We start from the raw sequence: 15,793 nt of genomic DNA on the forward strand, positions 1-15,793 counted from the left end.
ATGAATGACGCGCTGGCCCGCTTTGTCATCCTCTACCTGCAACTGGACAAGCATCAGTTGCACCGCTTGCCGGAGGTCTATGCCGATGAGGTGCTCTTCATCGATCCTGCGCACCGGATAGAGGGGCTGGCCGCGCTCATCCGCTACTTTTCCTCCCTATATGAGCGCCTTGCCCAGTGCAGTTTCGAGATAACGAGTCAGCAGCAGTCGGGCAACGAAGCCTGGCTCGCCTGGGTCATGACCTTCTCCCACCCCAGGATTGCCGGTGGCCGGGCCGTCAGGGTGGAGGGGGCCACCCGGCTGACGTTCGACTCCTGGGGCAAGGTGTGCCTGCACCGGGACTACTTCGATCTCGGGGCCATGCTCTACGAGCAGTTGCCGCTGCTGGGGCCCGTGGTACGGGCCATCAAGGGGAGGCTGGGAACATGAGCGGCCGGGTGCTGATCACCGGGGCCACCTCGGGCATCGGCCGCCAGCTGGCGCTGGATTATCGGCGCGCCGGCTGGCAGGTGTGGGGTTGTGGCCGGGACGAGGTGCGCTTGCAGGCACTTGCCGACCAGGGGATCACCCCTTTGCGATTCGATGCGCGCGACAGCGCCGCCATGGCCGGGGTGGCCGCAAGCCTGCCCGCCCTCGACCTGCTCATTCTCAATGCGGGCAACTGCGAGTACATGGATCCGGCAGAAGGCTTTGACGGCGCCCTGTTTGCCCGGGTCATCGAGACCAACCTCATCGCCACCGGCAACGCCCTGGCCGCCTTGCTGCCGCGGCTGGGGGCAGGTGGACGGCTTGCCATCGTCAGCTCCTCGGTGAGCTGGCTGCCCCTGCCACGGGCGGAGGCCTATGGCGCCTCCAAGGCGGCCCTCGATTATCTGGCGAATACGCTGCGCCTGGATCTGGCCAGCAAGGGCATCGGGGTGACCCTGATCCGCCCGGGCTTCGTGCAGACGCCGCTCACCGACAAGAATGATTTTCCCATGCCCTGCCTGGTGACGGTGGAAGAGGCTTCCCGTGCCATCATGACGGGGCTTGCCGCCGGTCGCCACCAGATCCACTTTCCCCGTCGCTTCATCTGGCTGCTGCGCCTGCTCGGCGCCCTGCCGACGGGGCTCTGGCTGCGCCTTGGCCGCACACTCGTTTCGAAAGGACGCCCTTCATGAAGAAAAAGATCGCCATCGTCGGCTCCGGTATCTCCGGTCTCACCGCCGGTTTTCTGCTCCACAAGCTGCATGACATCACCCTGTTAGAGGCGGCGCCGACCCTGGGAGGCCACACCGCCACCGTGGAGGTGGAACAGGCTGGGCGCCACTATGCCATCGACACCGGCTTCATCGTCTTCAATGACCGTACCTATCCCAACTTCCTCAAATTGCTGGAGCGCATCGGGGTGGGGCGCCAACCCGCCGAGATGAGCTTCTCGGTCAAGAGTCCCGAGGGGATGGAGTACAACGGCCACAACCTCGATACCCTGTTCGCCCGGCGCCGCAATCTGCTGAGCCCGCGCTTCTATCGCTTCGTCGCCGAGATCCTGCGCTTCAACCGGGAGGCGCGGGCCTGGCTGGCCGCGCATCGCCAGCGGGAGCTGACCCCCGATCTGACCCTGGGGGACTTCCTGCTGGCGGGGAAATTCAGCGACTATTTCGCCCGCCACTACATCCTGCCCATGGGAGCGGCCATCTGGTCCTCCACCCTGGCGGACATGCGTGCCTTCCCCTTGAGCTTCTTTCTGCGGTTTTTCGCCAACCACGGGCTGCTGGAGGTGGCGAACCGACCTCAGTGGTATGTGATCCCGGGAGGCTCGCGAGAGTACATAGGGCCGCTCACGGCGGGCTGGCAGTCGCGCATCCGCCTCGCTACCCCGGTGGAGGCGGTGCGCCGGGTGGCGGATGGCGTCGTGGTCACCAGCCAGGGGCAGGAGGCCCATTTTGACGAGGTGATCTTCGCCTGTCACAGCGATCAGGCCCTGGCCCTGCTGGCGGATGCGAGCGAGGGAGAGAGGGCCATCCTCGGGAACATGCCCTATCAGGCCAACGACGTCTGGCTGCACACCGACGCCTCCTGCCTGCCGATGCGCCGCAAGGCGTGGGCGAGCTGGAACTACCAGCTCGGTGAGGATGACGGGGCGCGCCCCCTGGTGAGCTACAACATGAACATCCTGCAGGGGGTGAGCTCCCCAGCGCCTTTCTGCGTCAGCCTCAATCCCCGTGGACGGGTGGACGAGAGCAAGGTGTTGCGCCGTTTCGTCTATCATCATCCGGTATTCAATCAGGGCTCCATCGCCGCCCAGCAGCGACGGGGCGAGATCTGTGGCCATCAGCGCACCCACTTCTGCGGGGCTTACTGGTACAACGGTTTTCACGAGGACGGGGTGCGCAGCGCCCTGGACGTGGCCAGACGCTTCGGGGCCGAGCTATGAGCGGCGCCGCGGCCTTGACGCAAGGGGACGAGGGAATGGGGGAGGGGATCAGCGCCATCTGGCAAGGCTCGGTGCGCCATCGCCGCTTCGCCCCAAGGGCCCACGCTTTTTCATACAGCCTCTTCATGCTGGGGCTGGATCTGGACGAATTGCCCAGGCTTGAGCAGGGGCGCTGGTTTGCCGTGGAGCGGGCCGGACTGCTCTCGTTTCGCCGCGAGGACTATCTGCGGGGCAGCGAAGGGCCCCTCAAGCAGGCGGTCTGGGACAAGGTGGCGGCCCTCGGGGGGGATGCGGAGCCCGGCGGGCGGGTGCTGCTCCTTGGCAACGTGCGCTGCCTCGGGTTTTATTTCAGCCCGGTCAATTTCTACTTCTGCGATCGGGCGGGGGAGACCCGCTACCTGCTGGCGGAGGTCTCCAATACCCCCTGGAACGAGCGCCACTACTACCTGCTGGATCTGGCGGCGCTCTCCCCCCATGACAAGGATTTTCATGTCTCCCCCTTCATGGGACTGGGGATGCGCTACCACTGGCGCATCCGGGCGCCGAAAGAGGAGGCGCTGATCCATATCGAGAGCCACCCCGTATCCGGTGAGAGCAAGCTGTTTGACGCCACCCTGGCCCTGCGCCGCGCGCCGCTGTCGCGCAAGGGGCTGGCGGCACTGCTGGCTCGCTGGCCCTGGATGACCCTGAAGGTGCTGCTCGGGATCTACTGGCAGGCCCTGCGCCTTTTTATCAAACGCACCCCCGTCTTCACCCATCCGGAGAGCCGCCCGTGACGCTGACACACCCGTTTAATTCCGCTTCCTGGTGTTGTCAGCAGCCCATGGTGCGGGTTCATCCCAACCGAACGACCCCACTCTTGACCCATTCGGAGAGCCGCTAATGGAACTTGCTCAATCAACCCTCTCTGCCTCTTTCATCGACAAGGGGGCCAAGCAACTGCTGCTCAAATTGCTGGCGCGCCTTGAGCAGGGCCAGCTGGTGCTCCACGACGGCAGCGAGTGCCACCGTTTCGGCAAGGCGGGCAGCGACCTGCATGCCGAGCTGGTGGTGCAGGATCCGGCGTTTTATCGCCGCCTGCTGCTGGGGGGCAGCATCGCCGCAGGAGAAACCTGGGTGGAGGGTCTCTGGACCAGCCCGGAGCCGGTGGCACTGGTGCGCTTGCTGGCCCGCAATCTGCCGCTGCTCGACGCCCTGGAACGCCGCCTCGGCTGGCTCAGCTTCCCGTTCAACAAGGTGCGCCACTGGTTCAATCGCAATACCCTGACCGGTTCGCGCGCCAACATCGCCGCCCACTATGACCTTGGCAACACCCTCTATCAGGGCTTTCTCGACGATCACATGCAGTATTCGAGCGCCATCTATCCCCACCCGGACGCCACCCTGGAGGAGGGGCAGCAGGCCAAGCTGCGCACCATCTGTGAGCGGCTTGAGCTTGGGCCGGACGACCACCTGCTGGAGATAGGCACCGGCTGGGGCGGTCTTGCCGTCTATGCGGCCCGTCACTATGGTTGTCGGGTCACCACCACTACCATCTCCCGGGCCCAGCACGACTATGCCAAGGCGTGGATCGAGCGGGAGGGGCTGGGGGATCGCATCACCTTGCTGCTGGAGGATTACCGCAAGCTGGAGGGACGCTATGACAAGCTGGTCTCCATCGAGATGATCGAGGCGGTGGGGCACGCCTTCCTGCCCGACTATTTCCGCCAGTTGTCGCGCCTGCTCAAGCCCGGCGGACGCCTGCTGATCCAGGCCATCACCATCGCCGATCAGCGTCACGCCCAGTATCTGCGCGGGGTGGACTTCATCCAGCGCTACATCTTCCCGGGAGGCTGCCTGCCCTGCGTCTCCCAGATGGCGGGTCTGCTGGCGCGGGAGACCGACATGCAGCTGGTACGGCTGCACGATCACGGCCACCACTATGCCCGTACCCTGGCCCACTGGTGCGAACGCTTCCTGGCGCTGGCCCCGGAGCTGCCCAAGCTCGGTTACAGCCAGGATTTCATCCGGCTCTGGCACTTCTATTTCGCCTACTGTGAAGGGGGATTCTGGGAGCGGGCCATCAGCCTGGTGCAACTGGAGGCCGCCAAGCCGGGGCCCCATGGCTGGTCCGGGGACTTGCCGGCACACGGTCGCTGATCATGTGGCAGTGGGCCCACCTGCTGGGATTCAACCTCTACTGGTTGCTGGCGGTGAGATGGCAGCAACCGGGCCCGCTGCTCGGGATGCTGCTGCTCCATTTCATCTTCTCCCCCCGCCGCGGGCAGGACTGGCGCCTCATCCCGGTCGCCCTGGCAGGCTGCCTGCTCGACATCCTGCTCTGGCGCCTCGGCCTGTTTCACTTTCCGTCCGGTTTTCCGCTCTGGCTGTTGCTGCTCTGGTGCGGTTTCGCCCTGACCCTCTCCCACGGCCTTCCCTGGCTTCGCCCCTTGCCGCGCTGGCAACAGGGGCTGTTCGGCATGGTGGGGGGCGCCTCCTCCTATATGGCGGGGGCCGCCATGGGGGCAGTAAACTTACCCTGGGGCATCTGGACAAGCACAGTGCTGCTGGCGGTGATCTGGATGTGGTGGTTACCCGTACTCCTGTGGGTAACGGTCAAGCTGGAGGGTGAGACGAGATGAACACCTTTTCGACCGACACCTTGTTGTTTTCCAAGTGGACCAGGGATGGCCAGTGCGAGCTGGCCGATCGTTTCTACCTGGTGGTGGCCTGCCAGCGCGATGCCCAGGGGCATCTGGCAAGCGTGGTGATGCAGGATATCAACACCCTGCAGGAACAGGAGATGGACTGGCATGAACTGGAGGATCCCGCCCGTTGGCACATGGGGTGGAACTAGCCTGCTGCTGGCGGCCTTGAGCCTGCCACTGCTTGCGACCGCCCAGAGTGTTGCCGCCCCCTGGCAGGGGCTGCGAACCGTGGGACAGGGGGAGATGCGCTGGCTCTGGTTCAAGCTCTATGACGCCACCCTCTACAGCGAGAGCGGTCGCTATCAGCCGGGGCGCTACCCGCAGGCCCTCAGCATTACCTACGCGAGGGCCATCGAGCGCCAGGATCTGCTGGAGGCGACCGCCGCCGAGTGGCAGCGGCTCGGCCTTGGCAGCGAGAGTGAGCGCCAACGCTGGCTGGCTCGACTGGCCACGCTCTGGCCGGATGTCGTCCCCGGCGACAAGCTGGTTTTTTATGTGGACGAGCAAGGCACGGGCCACTTCTGGTTGCGAGATCGCCTCCTTGGCTCTCTTGATGATCCCGCCTTCGCCCCCGCGTTTCTTGCCATCTGGCTGACTGACGACAGCCGGGATCCCGCCCTGACCCGCCGCCTGCGCGGCCAATCCTGATGGAGTATTCCATGAAGTTCTCTTCCTGGTGGCGTCTTGCCTGGTTGCTGCCCCTGCTGTGGCTCTCTGGTTGCGGCGCGGGTCTTGACGATTATCGCGGCTCCCGGCCGGGCTGGGATCTCGCCCGTTTCTTCAATGGCAAGCTGGTGGCCCACGGCCTGGTGACGGACCGCAGCGGCGAAGTGACCAGTCGCTTTCGGGTCGAGATGCAGGGGCACTGGCGAGAGGGCAAGGGGGAGCTGTTCGAGCAGTTCTACTTCGATGATGGTCGTCGGCAGACCCGCACCTGGTTTTTGAGCAAGGGGGCGGATGGCCACTGGCGCGGCACGGCTTCAGACGTGGTGGGGGAGGCGGTAGGCAAGACAGAGGTCTTTGCCCTCAATTGGCGTTATCAACTCGATCTGGCACTGCCGGATGAGAGCGTGGTGAGGGTGAGCTTTGATGACTGGATGTATCTGCTGGACGACGATCGCCTGATCAACCGCGCGAAGATCAGCAAGTTCGGCATTCACCTCGGCGAGGTGATCCTCTATATCGAACGGCTTGAGCAATGAAAGCCGATGCATTTTTTGCCGACGATAGCCACTGGCTATGGATCGGCAAGGCACAGACGATTGTCCTTTGAGTCTGCTTCTGGATAAGCTGACTCCGTTCCCGATAATGCTTACCACCTGGAGGTGAATCATGAAGAGCCCCATTGGTCTTGATACCGTTCAATCACAAGCCCTGGCCGCCGAGCTCAACAAGCTGCTGGCCAGCTACCAGATCCTCTACATGAACGTCCGTGGCTTCCACTGGAACATCCGCGGCAACCAGTTCTTCGAGCTGCACCTGAAATTCGAAGAGATCTACAACGACCTGCTGCTGAAAGTCGATGCCCTGGCCGAACGCATTCTGACCCTGGATGGCGTGCCCCTGCACAGCTTCAGCGACTACATCCAGGTGTCCGCCATCCCCGAGCAGAAGGGGCTGCATGACGGTCGTGCCTGCGTGGAATCCCTGCTGGCGAGCTTCCGCGAACTGCTGGTCGCCCAGCGCCGCATCCTGGGTCAGGCCGCTGATGCCGGTGATGAAGGGACTGCATCCATCCTCTCCGACTATGTGCAGCAGCAGGAAAAACTGGTCTGGATGCTGCGCGCCTATCTGGCCTGATGAACCTGGGGCCGGCTGCCCATGCCCCGGCCCGTATCATTGCCCCTGTTGTTGCAAACCCGAGTTGTCTCTCCTTGATTTCCCACCCGCTTGCCGCCCGATTTGGGCGGCTTTTTTCTATTTGATCTGCATCAATGAAATGTTAATTGGTAAATTGAATGCCTATTAAGTTTTCCAGGAGCGGAATAGAATCGCCACAAAACAGATAACTGAAATGTCCAATTAGGAGAGACATGATGTTTTGTGTGCAATGTGAACAGACTATTCGTACCCCGGCAGGCAACGGCTGCGCCTATGCACAAGGCATGTGCGGCAAGACGGCTGAAACTTCTGATCTGCAGGATGTGCTGATCTATACCCTGCAAGGGCTCAGCGCCTGGGCCCTGGCGGCCCGCGAGCACGGCATCGTCGACAGCGAAATAGACGCTTTCGTGCCCAAGGCGTTCTTTGCCACCCTCACCAACGTCAACTTCGACTCCGCTCGCATCGTCGCCTACGTCAACCAGGCGCTGGCCTATCGCCAGCAACTGGCCGCCAAGCTGGCACCGCTGGCGGTGCAGGCCGACACGCTGCCCGCCGCGGCCAGCTTCGAACCGGGTGCCGATCTGCTGGCCCAGCTTGCCCAGGCGCCGCAGACCGCGGTCAACCGGGGCAAGAACGAGGTCAACGAAGACATCATGGGGCTGCGCCTGCTCTGCCTCTACGGCCTCAAGGGCGCCGCCGCCTACATGGAACACGCCCGGGTGCTGGATCAGCAGGATGCCGGGGTCGCCGCCGAATTCCATCGCATCATGAGCTGGCTCGGCACGGATCCCTGCGATCTGGATCTCCTGTTCAAGTGCGCCATGGATATTGGCCTGCTGAACTTCAAGATCATGGAGATGCTGGATCTCGGTGAAACCACCGCCTTCGGCCACCCCGAGCCGACCCAGGTACGCGTCACTCCGGTACCGGGCAAGTGCATCCTGGTCTCCGGCCACGACATGGTGGATCTCAAGCTCATCCTGGAGCAGACCAGGGGCACTGGCATCAAGGTCTACACCCACGGCGAGATGCTGCCGGCCCTGGCCTACCCCTTCTTCAAGCAGTACCCGCACCTGGTGGGTAACTATGGCTCCGCCTGGCAGAACCAGCAGAAGGAGTTTGCCAACTTCCCGGGCGCCGTGGTGATGACCTCCAACTGCATCATCGACCCGAACGTGGGCAACTACTCGGATCGCATCTTCACCCGCTCTATCGTCGGCTGGCCCGGTGTGACCCACCTGGAAGGGGAAGATTTCTCCGCCGTTATCGCCAAGGCGCAAGCGCTGGAAGGCTTCAAGCACGTTGAGCTCGAGCACTTCATCACCATCGGTTTTGCCCGCAACGCCCTGATGCAGGCCGCTCCTGCGGTGATCGACAAGGTCAAGGCTGGCGAAATCAGCCACTTCTTCCTGGTGGGGGGATGTGACGGTGACCGTGCCGAGCGCGCCTACTACACCGAGTTTGCCAAGGCGATCCCGCAGGACAGCCTGCTGCTGACCCTGGGCTGCGGCAAGTACAAGTTCAACAAGCTCGACTTCGGCGACATCGGCGGCATTCCCCGTCTGCTGGACGTGGGTCAGTGCAACGATGCCTACTCCGCCATCCAGCTGGCGCTGGCGCTCGCCGACGCGTTCGAGTGCGGCGTCAACGATCTGCCCCTGACCCTGGTGCTCTCCTGGTTCGAGCAAAAAGCCATCGTCATTTTGCTCACCCTGCTGGCGCTCGGTGTGAAGGACATCCGCACCGGCCCGACCGCCCCGGCCTTCCTCACCCCGGCCCTGCTCAAGGTGCTGGAGGAGCAGTTCGGCCTGAAAGGAACCACCACGGCAGACGCGGATCTCGCCGAGATCCTGGCGGCCTGAGCAAAGATACAGCCTTACACGCTCAGCATGTTGTAAGCCTTTGGCGAGCCTGATGGCTCGCCTTTTTTCAACGCTATTTCCGAGCAAGAGGAGCCTTGCGATGACCTCCACCTCTTTGAGCCTGCGCTGTATAGCCCGCCGGGCAGAGACCCACGACGTGGCGAGCTGGCAATTTGAACCCCTGGCTGGCGACCTGCCCTCCGTGCTGGCTGGCCAGTGCGTCACCCTGCACACGATGATTGACGGCCATCCCCACTGCCGCGCCTACACCCTCTCCTCCAGCCCGCAGGATCCTTTCTGGCAGGTCACCATCAAGGATGTGGGGCTGGTCTCTCACCATCTGCACCAGAGCCTGCAAGTGGGGGACGAGATCCGGGTAGACGGCCCCTTCGGCGATTTTCACCTGACCGCGCTCCCCTGCGAGCGGCCGCTGCTGCTCAGCGCCGGCTCCGGTATCACCCCCATGTGGGCCATGCTGCGGGACGAGCTCGCCAAGCGGCCGGACGCCGATATCCGCTTTATTCACAGCGCCAGAACCCCCGGGGATGTGATCTTCGCGAGGGAACTGGCTTCGCTGGCCGAGGCTCATGCCGGTGTGCGCCATGCTTTAGTGCTGGAGAAAGTAGGGGAAGAGGCGCCAACGGCTCATCCCTGGGTTGGCCGGCTCACACCGGGGATGCTCAAGGAATTGGCGCCGGATCTCTTGAGCCGCCATGTCTATCTGTGCGGGCCAGCCCCCTATATGGCGGTGGTGAGCGAGATGCTGGCCGGGCTCGGGCTGCCCCCCGAGCAGTTGCATCAGGAGTCGTTCGGCCTGCCTGGAGTGGCCTCAAGCGCGGCGCCAGTTGCGGCCGATAGCGACCACTTCTGGCTAACCCTCAAAAAGAGCGGTAAGAAAGTGAAGATACTGCCTGGCCAGACCCTGCTGGCGGCACTGGAGGGGGTGGGGGAGACCATGATGGCCGCTTGCCGCGCCGGGGTGTGCGGCGCCTGTCGCTGCACCACGGAAGGCGAAATCGAGCGCCAGAGCGTGATGACCCTGAGCGCGCAGGACCTCGAGAACGGGGTTGCGCTGGCCTGTTCCTGCACCGCCAGAGGGGATGTGAGCCTGGAGTATTGACGGGCGTCATTGGTATCCCGAGCTTTTCTCGGGCGGGTCGTGCGGGTAGACTCAACCCCAGTTTCAGCAAAGTACGGGATAAAAAATGACAATTCTGGTGACGGGGGGAGCCGGTTACATCGGTTCCCACACCCTGGTCGAGCTGCTTGGTACCGGGCAGCAGGTCGTAGTACTGGACAACCTCTCCAATGCTTCCCCCGAGTCTCTCAAGCGGGTCGAGCGGATCACCGGCAAGCCGGTCACCTTCGTGGAAGGGGACATTCTGGACAGAGCCTGCCTGCAACGGCTGTTTGCCGAACACAGGATAGCATCCGTGATCCACTTCGCCGGCCTCAAGGCGGTGGGGGAATCCGGCCAGATCCCGCTCACCTACTATCAGAACAACGTGACCGGCACTCTGGTGCTGTGCGAAGAGATGGCCAGGGCCGGCGTGTTCCGGCTGGTGTTCAGCTCCTCGGCCACCGTCTATGGGGATCCGGCCTCGGTACCCCTGCGGGAAGATTTCCCCACCAGCGCCACCAACCCCTATGGCCGCTCCAAGCTGATGGTTGAAGAGATCCTGCGTGACCTCTCCAAATCCGATCCTCGCTGGGCCATCGTGCTGCTGCGCTACTTCAACCCGGTGGGGGCTCACGAGAGCGGCCTCATCGGTGAAGATCCCAACGGCATCCCCAACAACCTGCTGCCTTACATCAGTCAGGTCGGCGTGGGCAAGCTCAAGGAGCTGGGGGTCTTTGGCAACGACTATCCGACCCCAGACGGCACCGGGGTGCGCGACTATATCCACGTGGTGGATCTCGCCATCGGTCACCTCAAAGCGTTGGCCCGCATCAAGAGTGATACCGGCGTCTTCACCTATAACCTTGGCACCGGTCAGGGCTATTCCGTGCTGGAGATGGTCAAGGCGTTCGAGGCAGCCAGTGGCCGTGCCATTCCCTACCAGATCAAGCCCCGTCGCCCCGGCGACATTGCCGAGTGCTGGGCTGAACCGGCCCTGGCCCGTGACGAGCTGGGCTGGCAGGCTGAGCGGGGTCTGGAGCAGATGATGGTGGATACCTGGCGCTGGCAAAGCCAGAACCCGAACGGTTATGGCCCTGCTGCGAAGCCGTGATCAAGGGTCATGCGCTGCTCAGGAACCTCATTTATTCATATAAACTCGGGTCCCTGCGCTGCTCTTCGCCTTGCTGACAGCTTCTCGCGACGGCCCATCAGACCTGATGGTTTGCAGCATGAATAGCAAAACGCCCCGGCATGCCGGGGCGTTTTTTCATGCACAACGCGCGGGTTACTGAATGCTCTTGCCGGCGCGGACATCCTTGATGATGGCCTTGAGGCTGGCCAGATCCCGCGGTGCGCCGCGCAGGATCTGATCGCCGATGATGAAGGCCGGGGTGCCGGAAATAGCCATGGCTTCGGCCAGCGCCCGGTTGGTACCCAGATTCTGATCGATGCTGCCGTCCTTGATCTTCGCCTCGACCTTGCTCCAGTCCACGCCGGCGGCTCTGGCGATGTCTTTCACCTGGGCTTCGTCGGAGAGGGGCCCCTGATGGGCGTACAGCTTGTCGTGGAAGGTCTGGTATTTGTCGGGCTGGCCGAGCTTCACCGCCAGCGCCGCGCGGGCGGCGTAGTAGGAGGTTTCGCTCAGGATGGGGAACTGCTTGTAGATGTAGCGGATCTCCTTGTCCTCAGAGAGCAGTTGCTGAATGAGAGGATGAGCGCGCTTGCAGTAGCCGCAGTTGTAGTCGAAGAACTCCACCACCGTCAGGCTGCCCTTGGGATTGCCGCTCTCGGGATCCTGGTTGGCGAAGAGCTGCTTGGCATGGGCTTCTATCAGCGTCTTGTCGTTCTCGGCCTGCTGGCTCTCCTGCTTGGCACGCAGGGCGTTGGACATCTCGACCAGGATCTCCGGATTCTTGACCAGATAGTCGCGCACGATCTGCTCGACATCGCTCTTGGTCAGCTCGCTCGCCTGCACGGGCGCCGCAAGCAGGGTCGCGCCGGTCAGGGCGGCGAACAGGGCATGTTTGATTCTCATAAGTCCATCTTGCTGGGGATGTGGTAGTGGCCCCTATAGTGGGTGAGTCTGTTTTCAAGTCAAGCCATACGCTTGAAAAAGCACGGTTTGTAGCGGTTTTGCCGGTTTTGTGCGCCAGATAGCCCAATAAATGGGCAAACAAACGGAGTGGGGATTTACAAGGGCTGGGGGCATGGGTAATATGCGTCGCACTGCTGCGGAGGGGTGGCAGAGCGGCTGAATGCACCGGTCTTGAAAACCGGCGATGGGCGACCATCCGTGGGTTCAAATCCCACCTCCTCCGCCATCTATATAGCCCAACTGATTTATTCAGTTGGGCTTTTTCGTATTCGCGTGCTACATGCAGGTGCCATTGAGTGACAACCTGAGCGGGGCTCTCCCACCCGTCAGTTCCTTCAATGGTGGCCAACAAGATGCGGACGAGCACGGCCAGGCTGCCCGTCAGTCCGGTGGATGTCTGGCTCGAACGCCGAGCCTGTCTCTTTCACGGTCTCGATGGCCTCTGTTGTCTGAACGCTGTCATTGTCTGGGCCGTTAGATTGCTGCCGCCAGTGACGATAATCCCGCCTCCCGTGCTCTCCTGCCAGCCCATGCCTTCTCACCTTGGCCGCCACCACAGCGCCCGTGATGACACTGGAAGTGAGGGCTGAGAGCCACTCCCTGCAGCCCCCTGCCGGCATTGCCGAGCGCCAGACATCAGGGGGCAACATCATGACGCTCTCCGCTGCGTGGCTCGTCTGGCCCTCCAGGCCTGAATGCGCGCCTGGGTGCCGATGACGAAGACAAAAAAGACCGGCACGAAGAAGATGGCCAGCAGGGTGCCGCTGATCATGCCGCCGAACACGCCGGTGCCGATGGCATGCTGGGTCTCCGCGCTGGCACCGCTGGCAAGCATCAGCGGCACCACACCGAGGGTGAAGGCGAGTGATGTCATCAGGATGGGGCGCAGACGCAGGCGGGCGGCGGTCACAGCGGCATCAAGCAGCGAGCGTCCTTCGCCATGAAACTGGCGGGCAAACTCCACGATGAGGATGGCGTTCTTGGCCGACAGACCGATGATGGTGATCATGCCCACCTTGAAGAAGACGTCGTTGGGCATGCCGCGCAGCATCACCGCCGCCACGGCGCCGAGCAGACCCAGCGGTACCACCAGCATCACCGAGAGCGGGATGGACCAGCTCTCGTAGAGCGCGGCCAGCACCAGGAACACCACCAGTCCCGACAGCAGCATCAGCAGGGGGGCCTCGGCCGCCGACTGGCGCTCCTGCAGCGACTGTCCCGTCCAGGCCAGGGCAAAGCCTGGCGGCAGTTGCGCCACCAGGCGATCCATTTCCGCCATCGCGGCGCCACTGGACACCCCGGGGGCGGCACTCCCGGAGAGACGCACGGCGGGGAAGCCCTCGAAGCGCATCATCTGTTGCGGCGACTGGCGCCAGGTCGGCGTCACCACCTCCCGCAGGGGCACCATGCCGCCGCTGGCATTGCGCACCCGCAGGCCGAGTACGTCATCGAGCTGCATGCGCGCCGACGCGTCGGCCTGCAGGATGACGTGCTGCATGTGCCCGCCGTTGGGGAAATCGTTGATATAGAGCGATCCCATCGCCGCCGACAGGGTGCTGCTCACGCTGGTGAACGAGAGTCCCATGGCCTCGGCCTTCTGCCGGTTGATCTCGAGGTGAATGCTCTCGCCGGGGGGCAGGCTGTCCGGATAGACATCGCTCACCACTTCGCTTTGGGCCGCCAGTGCCAGCAGTTGCGCCTGGGCGGCCAGCAGCGCGGCGTCCCCCCGGTTAGCCCTGTCTTGCAGGAAGAGCGTGAAACCCGAAGAGGTGCCCAGTTCGTCGATGGCGGGCGGCAGCAGGCTCATCACGGTGCCTTCCTTGCTGTTGGCCATGGCGGCCTGTGCCAGCTCAGCCTCTTCGGCAGCCGTGGCACCATGACGCTGGTCCCAGTCTTTGAGCATGGTGAAGGCCATGGCCGCATTGGGGCCGGCGCCGGAGAAGCTGAAGCCTTGCACCACCAGATTGGTGTCGAGCGCCTCGCGAGAGGCCACATGGGCCTCGAACTCCTTGATGACGGCCAGGGTGCGCTCGCTGGTGGCGCCGGTCGGCAACTGGATGGAGGTCATGAAATAGCCCTGATCCTCGTCCGGCAGGAAAGAGGAGGGCAGCTGGGTGGCCACAATGGCCAGCACGGCGCAGAGGGCGGCGAAGATAGCCATCACGCGTCCGCTGCGCCCGACCAGCCGGGTGACCCGAACGCCGTAGCCTGCGGTGAGTCGCTCGACGCCCCGGTTGAAGGCGCCGAAGAAGCCGCGCTTCTCATGGTGACTCGGGCTGACCGGACGCAGCAGGGTGGCGCAGAGCGCCGGCGTCAGGGTCAGGGCGAGGAAGGCGGAAATCAGGATCGACACCGCCATCGACAGGGTGAACTGCTGGTAGATGACCCCCACGGAGCCGCTGCCGAACGCCATGGGGATGAACACCGCCGTGAGCCCCAGGGTGATGCCGATCACCGCCCCGCTGATCTCCTTCATGGCCCGCGATGTCGCCTCCCTGGGCGATAGCCCCTGGGTGGCCATCAGGCGCTCGACGTTCTCCACCACCACGATGGCGTCGTCGACGATGATGCCGATGGCCAGCACCATGCCGAACATGGTGAGGGAGTTGATCGAAAAACCGGCCAGCAGCATCACCGCGAAGGTGCCAAGCAGGGCGATGGGGGCGACGATGGCCGGGATCAGGGTGTAGCGCAGGTTCTGCAGGAAGAGAAACATCACCAGGAACACCAGCACCATGGCTTCCAGCAGGGTGTGGATCACCTTGTCGATGGAGACCTTGACGAAGGGGGCCGAGTCGAACGGGATCGAATAGGCCATGCCCGCCGGCAGAGTGGGGGCGAGCTGAGCGAGACGGGTGCGCACCGCATCGGCGGTGCGCACGGCGTTGGCGCCGGGGGAGAGCTGAATGGCAGCGCTGGTGGCGGCCACGCCGTTCTCGCGGTTGGAAAAGGCGTAGGATTGCGCCCCCAGCTCGACCCAGGCCACGTCACCCAGCACCAGCTTGGCGCCATCGGCACCTGCCCGCAGTACGATGGCGGCGAATGCCTCGGGAGTGGTCAGCTGCCCCTGTACCGTGAGGGGAACCGTCAGTCGCTGGCCAGGCAGGGCGGGTTCGTCGCCGAGGCGCCCCGGTGCAATCTGCACGTTCTGCTGCTCGATGGCCTGCGCCACCTCGCTGATGGTCAACCCGTAGGCGGCGAGCTTGCCCGGATCCACCCAGATGCGCATGGCCTGCTCGGCGCCGAACAGCTGCACTCGCCCCACGCCGTCGATGCGGCGCAGCTCCTGCACGATATTGCGGGCCATGTAGTCGTTCAGCGCGACCTCATCGAAGCGGCCATCCGGTGAAGTCATGCCGACCATCATCAGAAAGCCGGACGAGGCGGACTCCACCTGCAGGCCGGTTTGCCGCACCGCCTGTGGCAAGCGAGGCTCGACCGCCTTGATGCGGTTTTGCACGTCCATCTGGGCCAGCTCCGGATCGGTGCCCGGCTTGAAGGTGGCGGTGATCTGCGCGCTGCCGGAGGCATCTACCGACGACTCGAAGTAGAGCAGGTTCTTCACCCCAGACAGCTCGCGCTCGATAAGGCTCACCACCGCATCGTTCAGGGTCTGCGGCGTGGCGCCCGGATAGGTGGCATAGAGGGTCACCGACACCGGCGCCACCGAGGGATAGCGGGAGATGGGCAGCTTGGGGATGGCGATGACCCCCGCCAGCACGATGAAGAGGGCGATCACCCAGGCAAACACCGGGCGATGAATGAAAAACTGCGGCATGAAAATGTCTC

The 15,793-nt window shown here is 63.6% G+C and carries 15 protein-coding genes and 1 tRNA gene; 14 read left to right on the plus strand and 2 right to left on the minus strand.

What is annotated here, in order from left to right; translation table 11 throughout:
• The 13 genes from I6L36_RS17965 to galE all read left to right on the plus strand — a co-directional run bounded on the left by I6L36_RS17965 (position 1) and on the right by galE (position 11,020).
• Positions 1–429, plus strand: a complete 429-nt coding sequence (locus tag I6L36_RS17965) for a nuclear transport factor 2 family protein (RefSeq protein WP_109113189.1) — start codon at positions 1–3, stop codon at positions 427–429.
• A complete protein-coding gene (locus I6L36_RS17970; protein ID WP_109113188.1) occupies positions 426–1,160 on the plus strand; it encodes an SDR family NAD(P)-dependent oxidoreductase in 735 nt (244 codons plus the stop codon). The genes I6L36_RS17965 and I6L36_RS17970 overlap by 4 nt, the downstream gene beginning before the upstream one ends.
• Complete coding sequence (locus I6L36_RS17975) at positions 1,157–2,416, plus strand: NAD(P)/FAD-dependent oxidoreductase (RefSeq protein ID WP_109113187.1); 1,260 nt, start codon at positions 1,157–1,159, stop codon at positions 2,414–2,416. Before I6L36_RS17970 ends, I6L36_RS17975 begins: the two co-directional genes overlap by 4 nt.
• Positions 2,413–3,192, plus strand: coding sequence for a DUF1365 domain-containing protein (locus tag I6L36_RS17980; RefSeq protein ID WP_160836555.1), 780 nt, complete (start codon positions 2,413–2,415; stop codon positions 3,190–3,192). Before I6L36_RS17975 ends, I6L36_RS17980 begins: the two co-directional genes overlap by 4 nt.
• A gap of 106 nt (positions 3,193–3,298) precedes the next feature.
• Positions 3,299–4,555, plus strand: a complete 1,257-nt coding sequence (locus I6L36_RS17985) for a cyclopropane-fatty-acyl-phospholipid synthase family protein (protein WP_039041352.1) — start codon at positions 3,299–3,301, stop codon at positions 4,553–4,555.
• A gap of 2 nt (positions 4,556–4,557) precedes the next feature.
• Positions 4,558–5,037 (plus strand): DUF2878 domain-containing protein, encoded by a 480-nt coding sequence (locus I6L36_RS17990; protein WP_109112609.1) that lies wholly within the window; start codon positions 4,558–4,560, stop codon positions 5,035–5,037.
• Complete coding sequence (locus tag I6L36_RS17995; protein WP_042880015.1) at positions 5,034–5,252, plus strand: TIGR02450 family Trp-rich protein; 219 nt, start codon at positions 5,034–5,036, stop codon at positions 5,250–5,252. Before I6L36_RS17990 ends, I6L36_RS17995 begins: the two co-directional genes overlap by 4 nt.
• The gene (locus I6L36_RS18000; protein WP_039041350.1) at positions 5,209–5,751 is read left to right on the plus strand and encodes a chalcone isomerase family protein; all 543 of its coding nucleotides are present in this window, start codon (positions 5,209–5,211) and stop codon (positions 5,749–5,751) included. Before I6L36_RS17995 ends, I6L36_RS18000 begins: the two co-directional genes overlap by 44 nt.
• A gap of 11 nt (positions 5,752–5,762) precedes the next feature.
• Positions 5,763–6,305, plus strand: coding sequence for a DUF3833 domain-containing protein (locus tag I6L36_RS18005; RefSeq protein WP_109112610.1), 543 nt, complete (start codon positions 5,763–5,765; stop codon positions 6,303–6,305).
• A gap of 130 nt (positions 6,306–6,435) precedes the next feature.
• Positions 6,436–6,903, plus strand: a complete 468-nt coding sequence (locus tag I6L36_RS18010) for a Dps family protein (protein ID WP_010673329.1) — start codon at positions 6,436–6,438, stop codon at positions 6,901–6,903.
• 236 nt (positions 6,904–7,139) lie between these two features.
• Positions 7,140–8,789 (plus strand): hydroxylamine reductase, encoded by a 1,650-nt coding sequence (gene hcp / locus I6L36_RS18015; protein WP_109112613.1) that lies wholly within the window; start codon positions 7,140–7,142, stop codon positions 8,787–8,789.
• 100 nt (positions 8,790–8,889) lie between these two features.
• The gene (locus tag I6L36_RS18020; RefSeq protein WP_103858962.1) at positions 8,890–9,909 is read left to right on the plus strand and encodes a hybrid-cluster NAD(P)-dependent oxidoreductase; all 1,020 of its coding nucleotides are present in this window, start codon (positions 8,890–8,892) and stop codon (positions 9,907–9,909) included.
• An 85-nt stretch (positions 9,910–9,994) separates the two neighbouring features.
• Complete coding sequence (gene galE / locus I6L36_RS18025) at positions 9,995–11,020, plus strand: UDP-glucose 4-epimerase GalE (RefSeq protein ID WP_042017704.1); 1,026 nt, start codon at positions 9,995–9,997, stop codon at positions 11,018–11,020.
• 174 nt (positions 11,021–11,194) lie between these two features.
• On the opposite strand, the gene I6L36_RS18030 is transcribed toward galE, so the two are convergent.
• Complete coding sequence (locus I6L36_RS18030) at positions 11,195–11,944, minus strand: DsbA family protein (RefSeq protein WP_103858963.1); 750 nt, start codon at positions 11,942–11,944, stop codon at positions 11,195–11,197.
• A gap of 198 nt (positions 11,945–12,142) precedes the next feature.
• Between I6L36_RS18030 and I6L36_RS18035 the strand changes: the two genes are divergently transcribed.
• Positions 12,143–12,230, plus strand: a tRNA-Ser gene (locus I6L36_RS18035).
• A gap of 423 nt (positions 12,231–12,653) precedes the next feature.
• Here I6L36_RS18035 and I6L36_RS18040 read toward each other — a convergent pair.
• Positions 12,654–15,782: a multidrug efflux RND transporter permease subunit gene (locus I6L36_RS18040; RefSeq protein ID WP_109112611.1), complete on the minus strand. Its 3,129-nt coding sequence runs from the start codon at positions 15,780–15,782 to the stop codon at positions 12,654–12,656.
• Positions 15,783–15,793: the final 11 nt, after the last annotated feature.

Source organism: Aeromonas sp. FDAARGOS 1406 (genome assembly GCF_019048565.1).
GTDB lineage: Bacteria > Pseudomonadota > Gammaproteobacteria > Enterobacterales > Aeromonadaceae > Aeromonas > Aeromonas caviae.

What these genes read in the sequence shown, in the direction of transcription:
- I6L36_RS18000 (WP_039041350.1), top strand. Translation starts at nt 5,209, where the DNA reads ATGAACTGGAGGATCCCGCCCGTTGGCACATGGGGTGGAACTAGCCTG.
- I6L36_RS17965 (WP_109113189.1), top strand. Translation starts at nt 1, where the DNA reads ATGAATGACGCGCTGGCCCGCTTTGTCATCCTCTACCTGCAACTGGAC.
- I6L36_RS18040 (WP_109112611.1), bottom strand. Translation starts at nt 15,782, where the DNA reads ATGCCGCAGTTTTTCATTCATCGCCCGGTGTTTGCCTGGGTGATCGCC.
- I6L36_RS17970 (WP_109113188.1), top strand. Translation starts at nt 426, where the DNA reads ATGAGCGGCCGGGTGCTGATCACCGGGGCCACCTCGGGCATCGGCCGC.
- I6L36_RS17980 (WP_160836555.1), top strand. Translation starts at nt 2,413, where the DNA reads ATGAGCGGCGCCGCGGCCTTGACGCAAGGGGACGAGGGAATGGGGGAG.
- I6L36_RS18020 (WP_103858962.1), top strand. Translation starts at nt 8,890, where the DNA reads ATGACCTCCACCTCTTTGAGCCTGCGCTGTATAGCCCGCCGGGCAGAG.
- I6L36_RS18005 (WP_109112610.1), top strand. Translation starts at nt 5,763, where the DNA reads ATGAAGTTCTCTTCCTGGTGGCGTCTTGCCTGGTTGCTGCCCCTGCTG.
- I6L36_RS17995 (WP_042880015.1), top strand. Translation starts at nt 5,034, where the DNA reads ATGAACACCTTTTCGACCGACACCTTGTTGTTTTCCAAGTGGACCAGG.
- I6L36_RS17985 (WP_039041352.1), top strand. Translation starts at nt 3,299, where the DNA reads ATGGAACTTGCTCAATCAACCCTCTCTGCCTCTTTCATCGACAAGGGG.
- I6L36_RS17990 (WP_109112609.1), top strand. Translation starts at nt 4,558, where the DNA reads ATGTGGCAGTGGGCCCACCTGCTGGGATTCAACCTCTACTGGTTGCTG.
- I6L36_RS17975 (WP_109113187.1), top strand. Translation starts at nt 1,157, where the DNA reads ATGAAGAAAAAGATCGCCATCGTCGGCTCCGGTATCTCCGGTCTCACC.
- galE (WP_042017704.1), top strand. Translation starts at nt 9,995, where the DNA reads ATGACAATTCTGGTGACGGGGGGAGCCGGTTACATCGGTTCCCACACC.
- hcp (WP_109112613.1), top strand. Translation starts at nt 7,140, where the DNA reads ATGTTTTGTGTGCAATGTGAACAGACTATTCGTACCCCGGCAGGCAAC.
- I6L36_RS18010 (WP_010673329.1), top strand. Translation starts at nt 6,436, where the DNA reads ATGAAGAGCCCCATTGGTCTTGATACCGTTCAATCACAAGCCCTGGCC.
- I6L36_RS18030 (WP_103858963.1), bottom strand. Translation starts at nt 11,944, where the DNA reads ATGAGAATCAAACATGCCCTGTTCGCCGCCCTGACCGGCGCGACCCTG.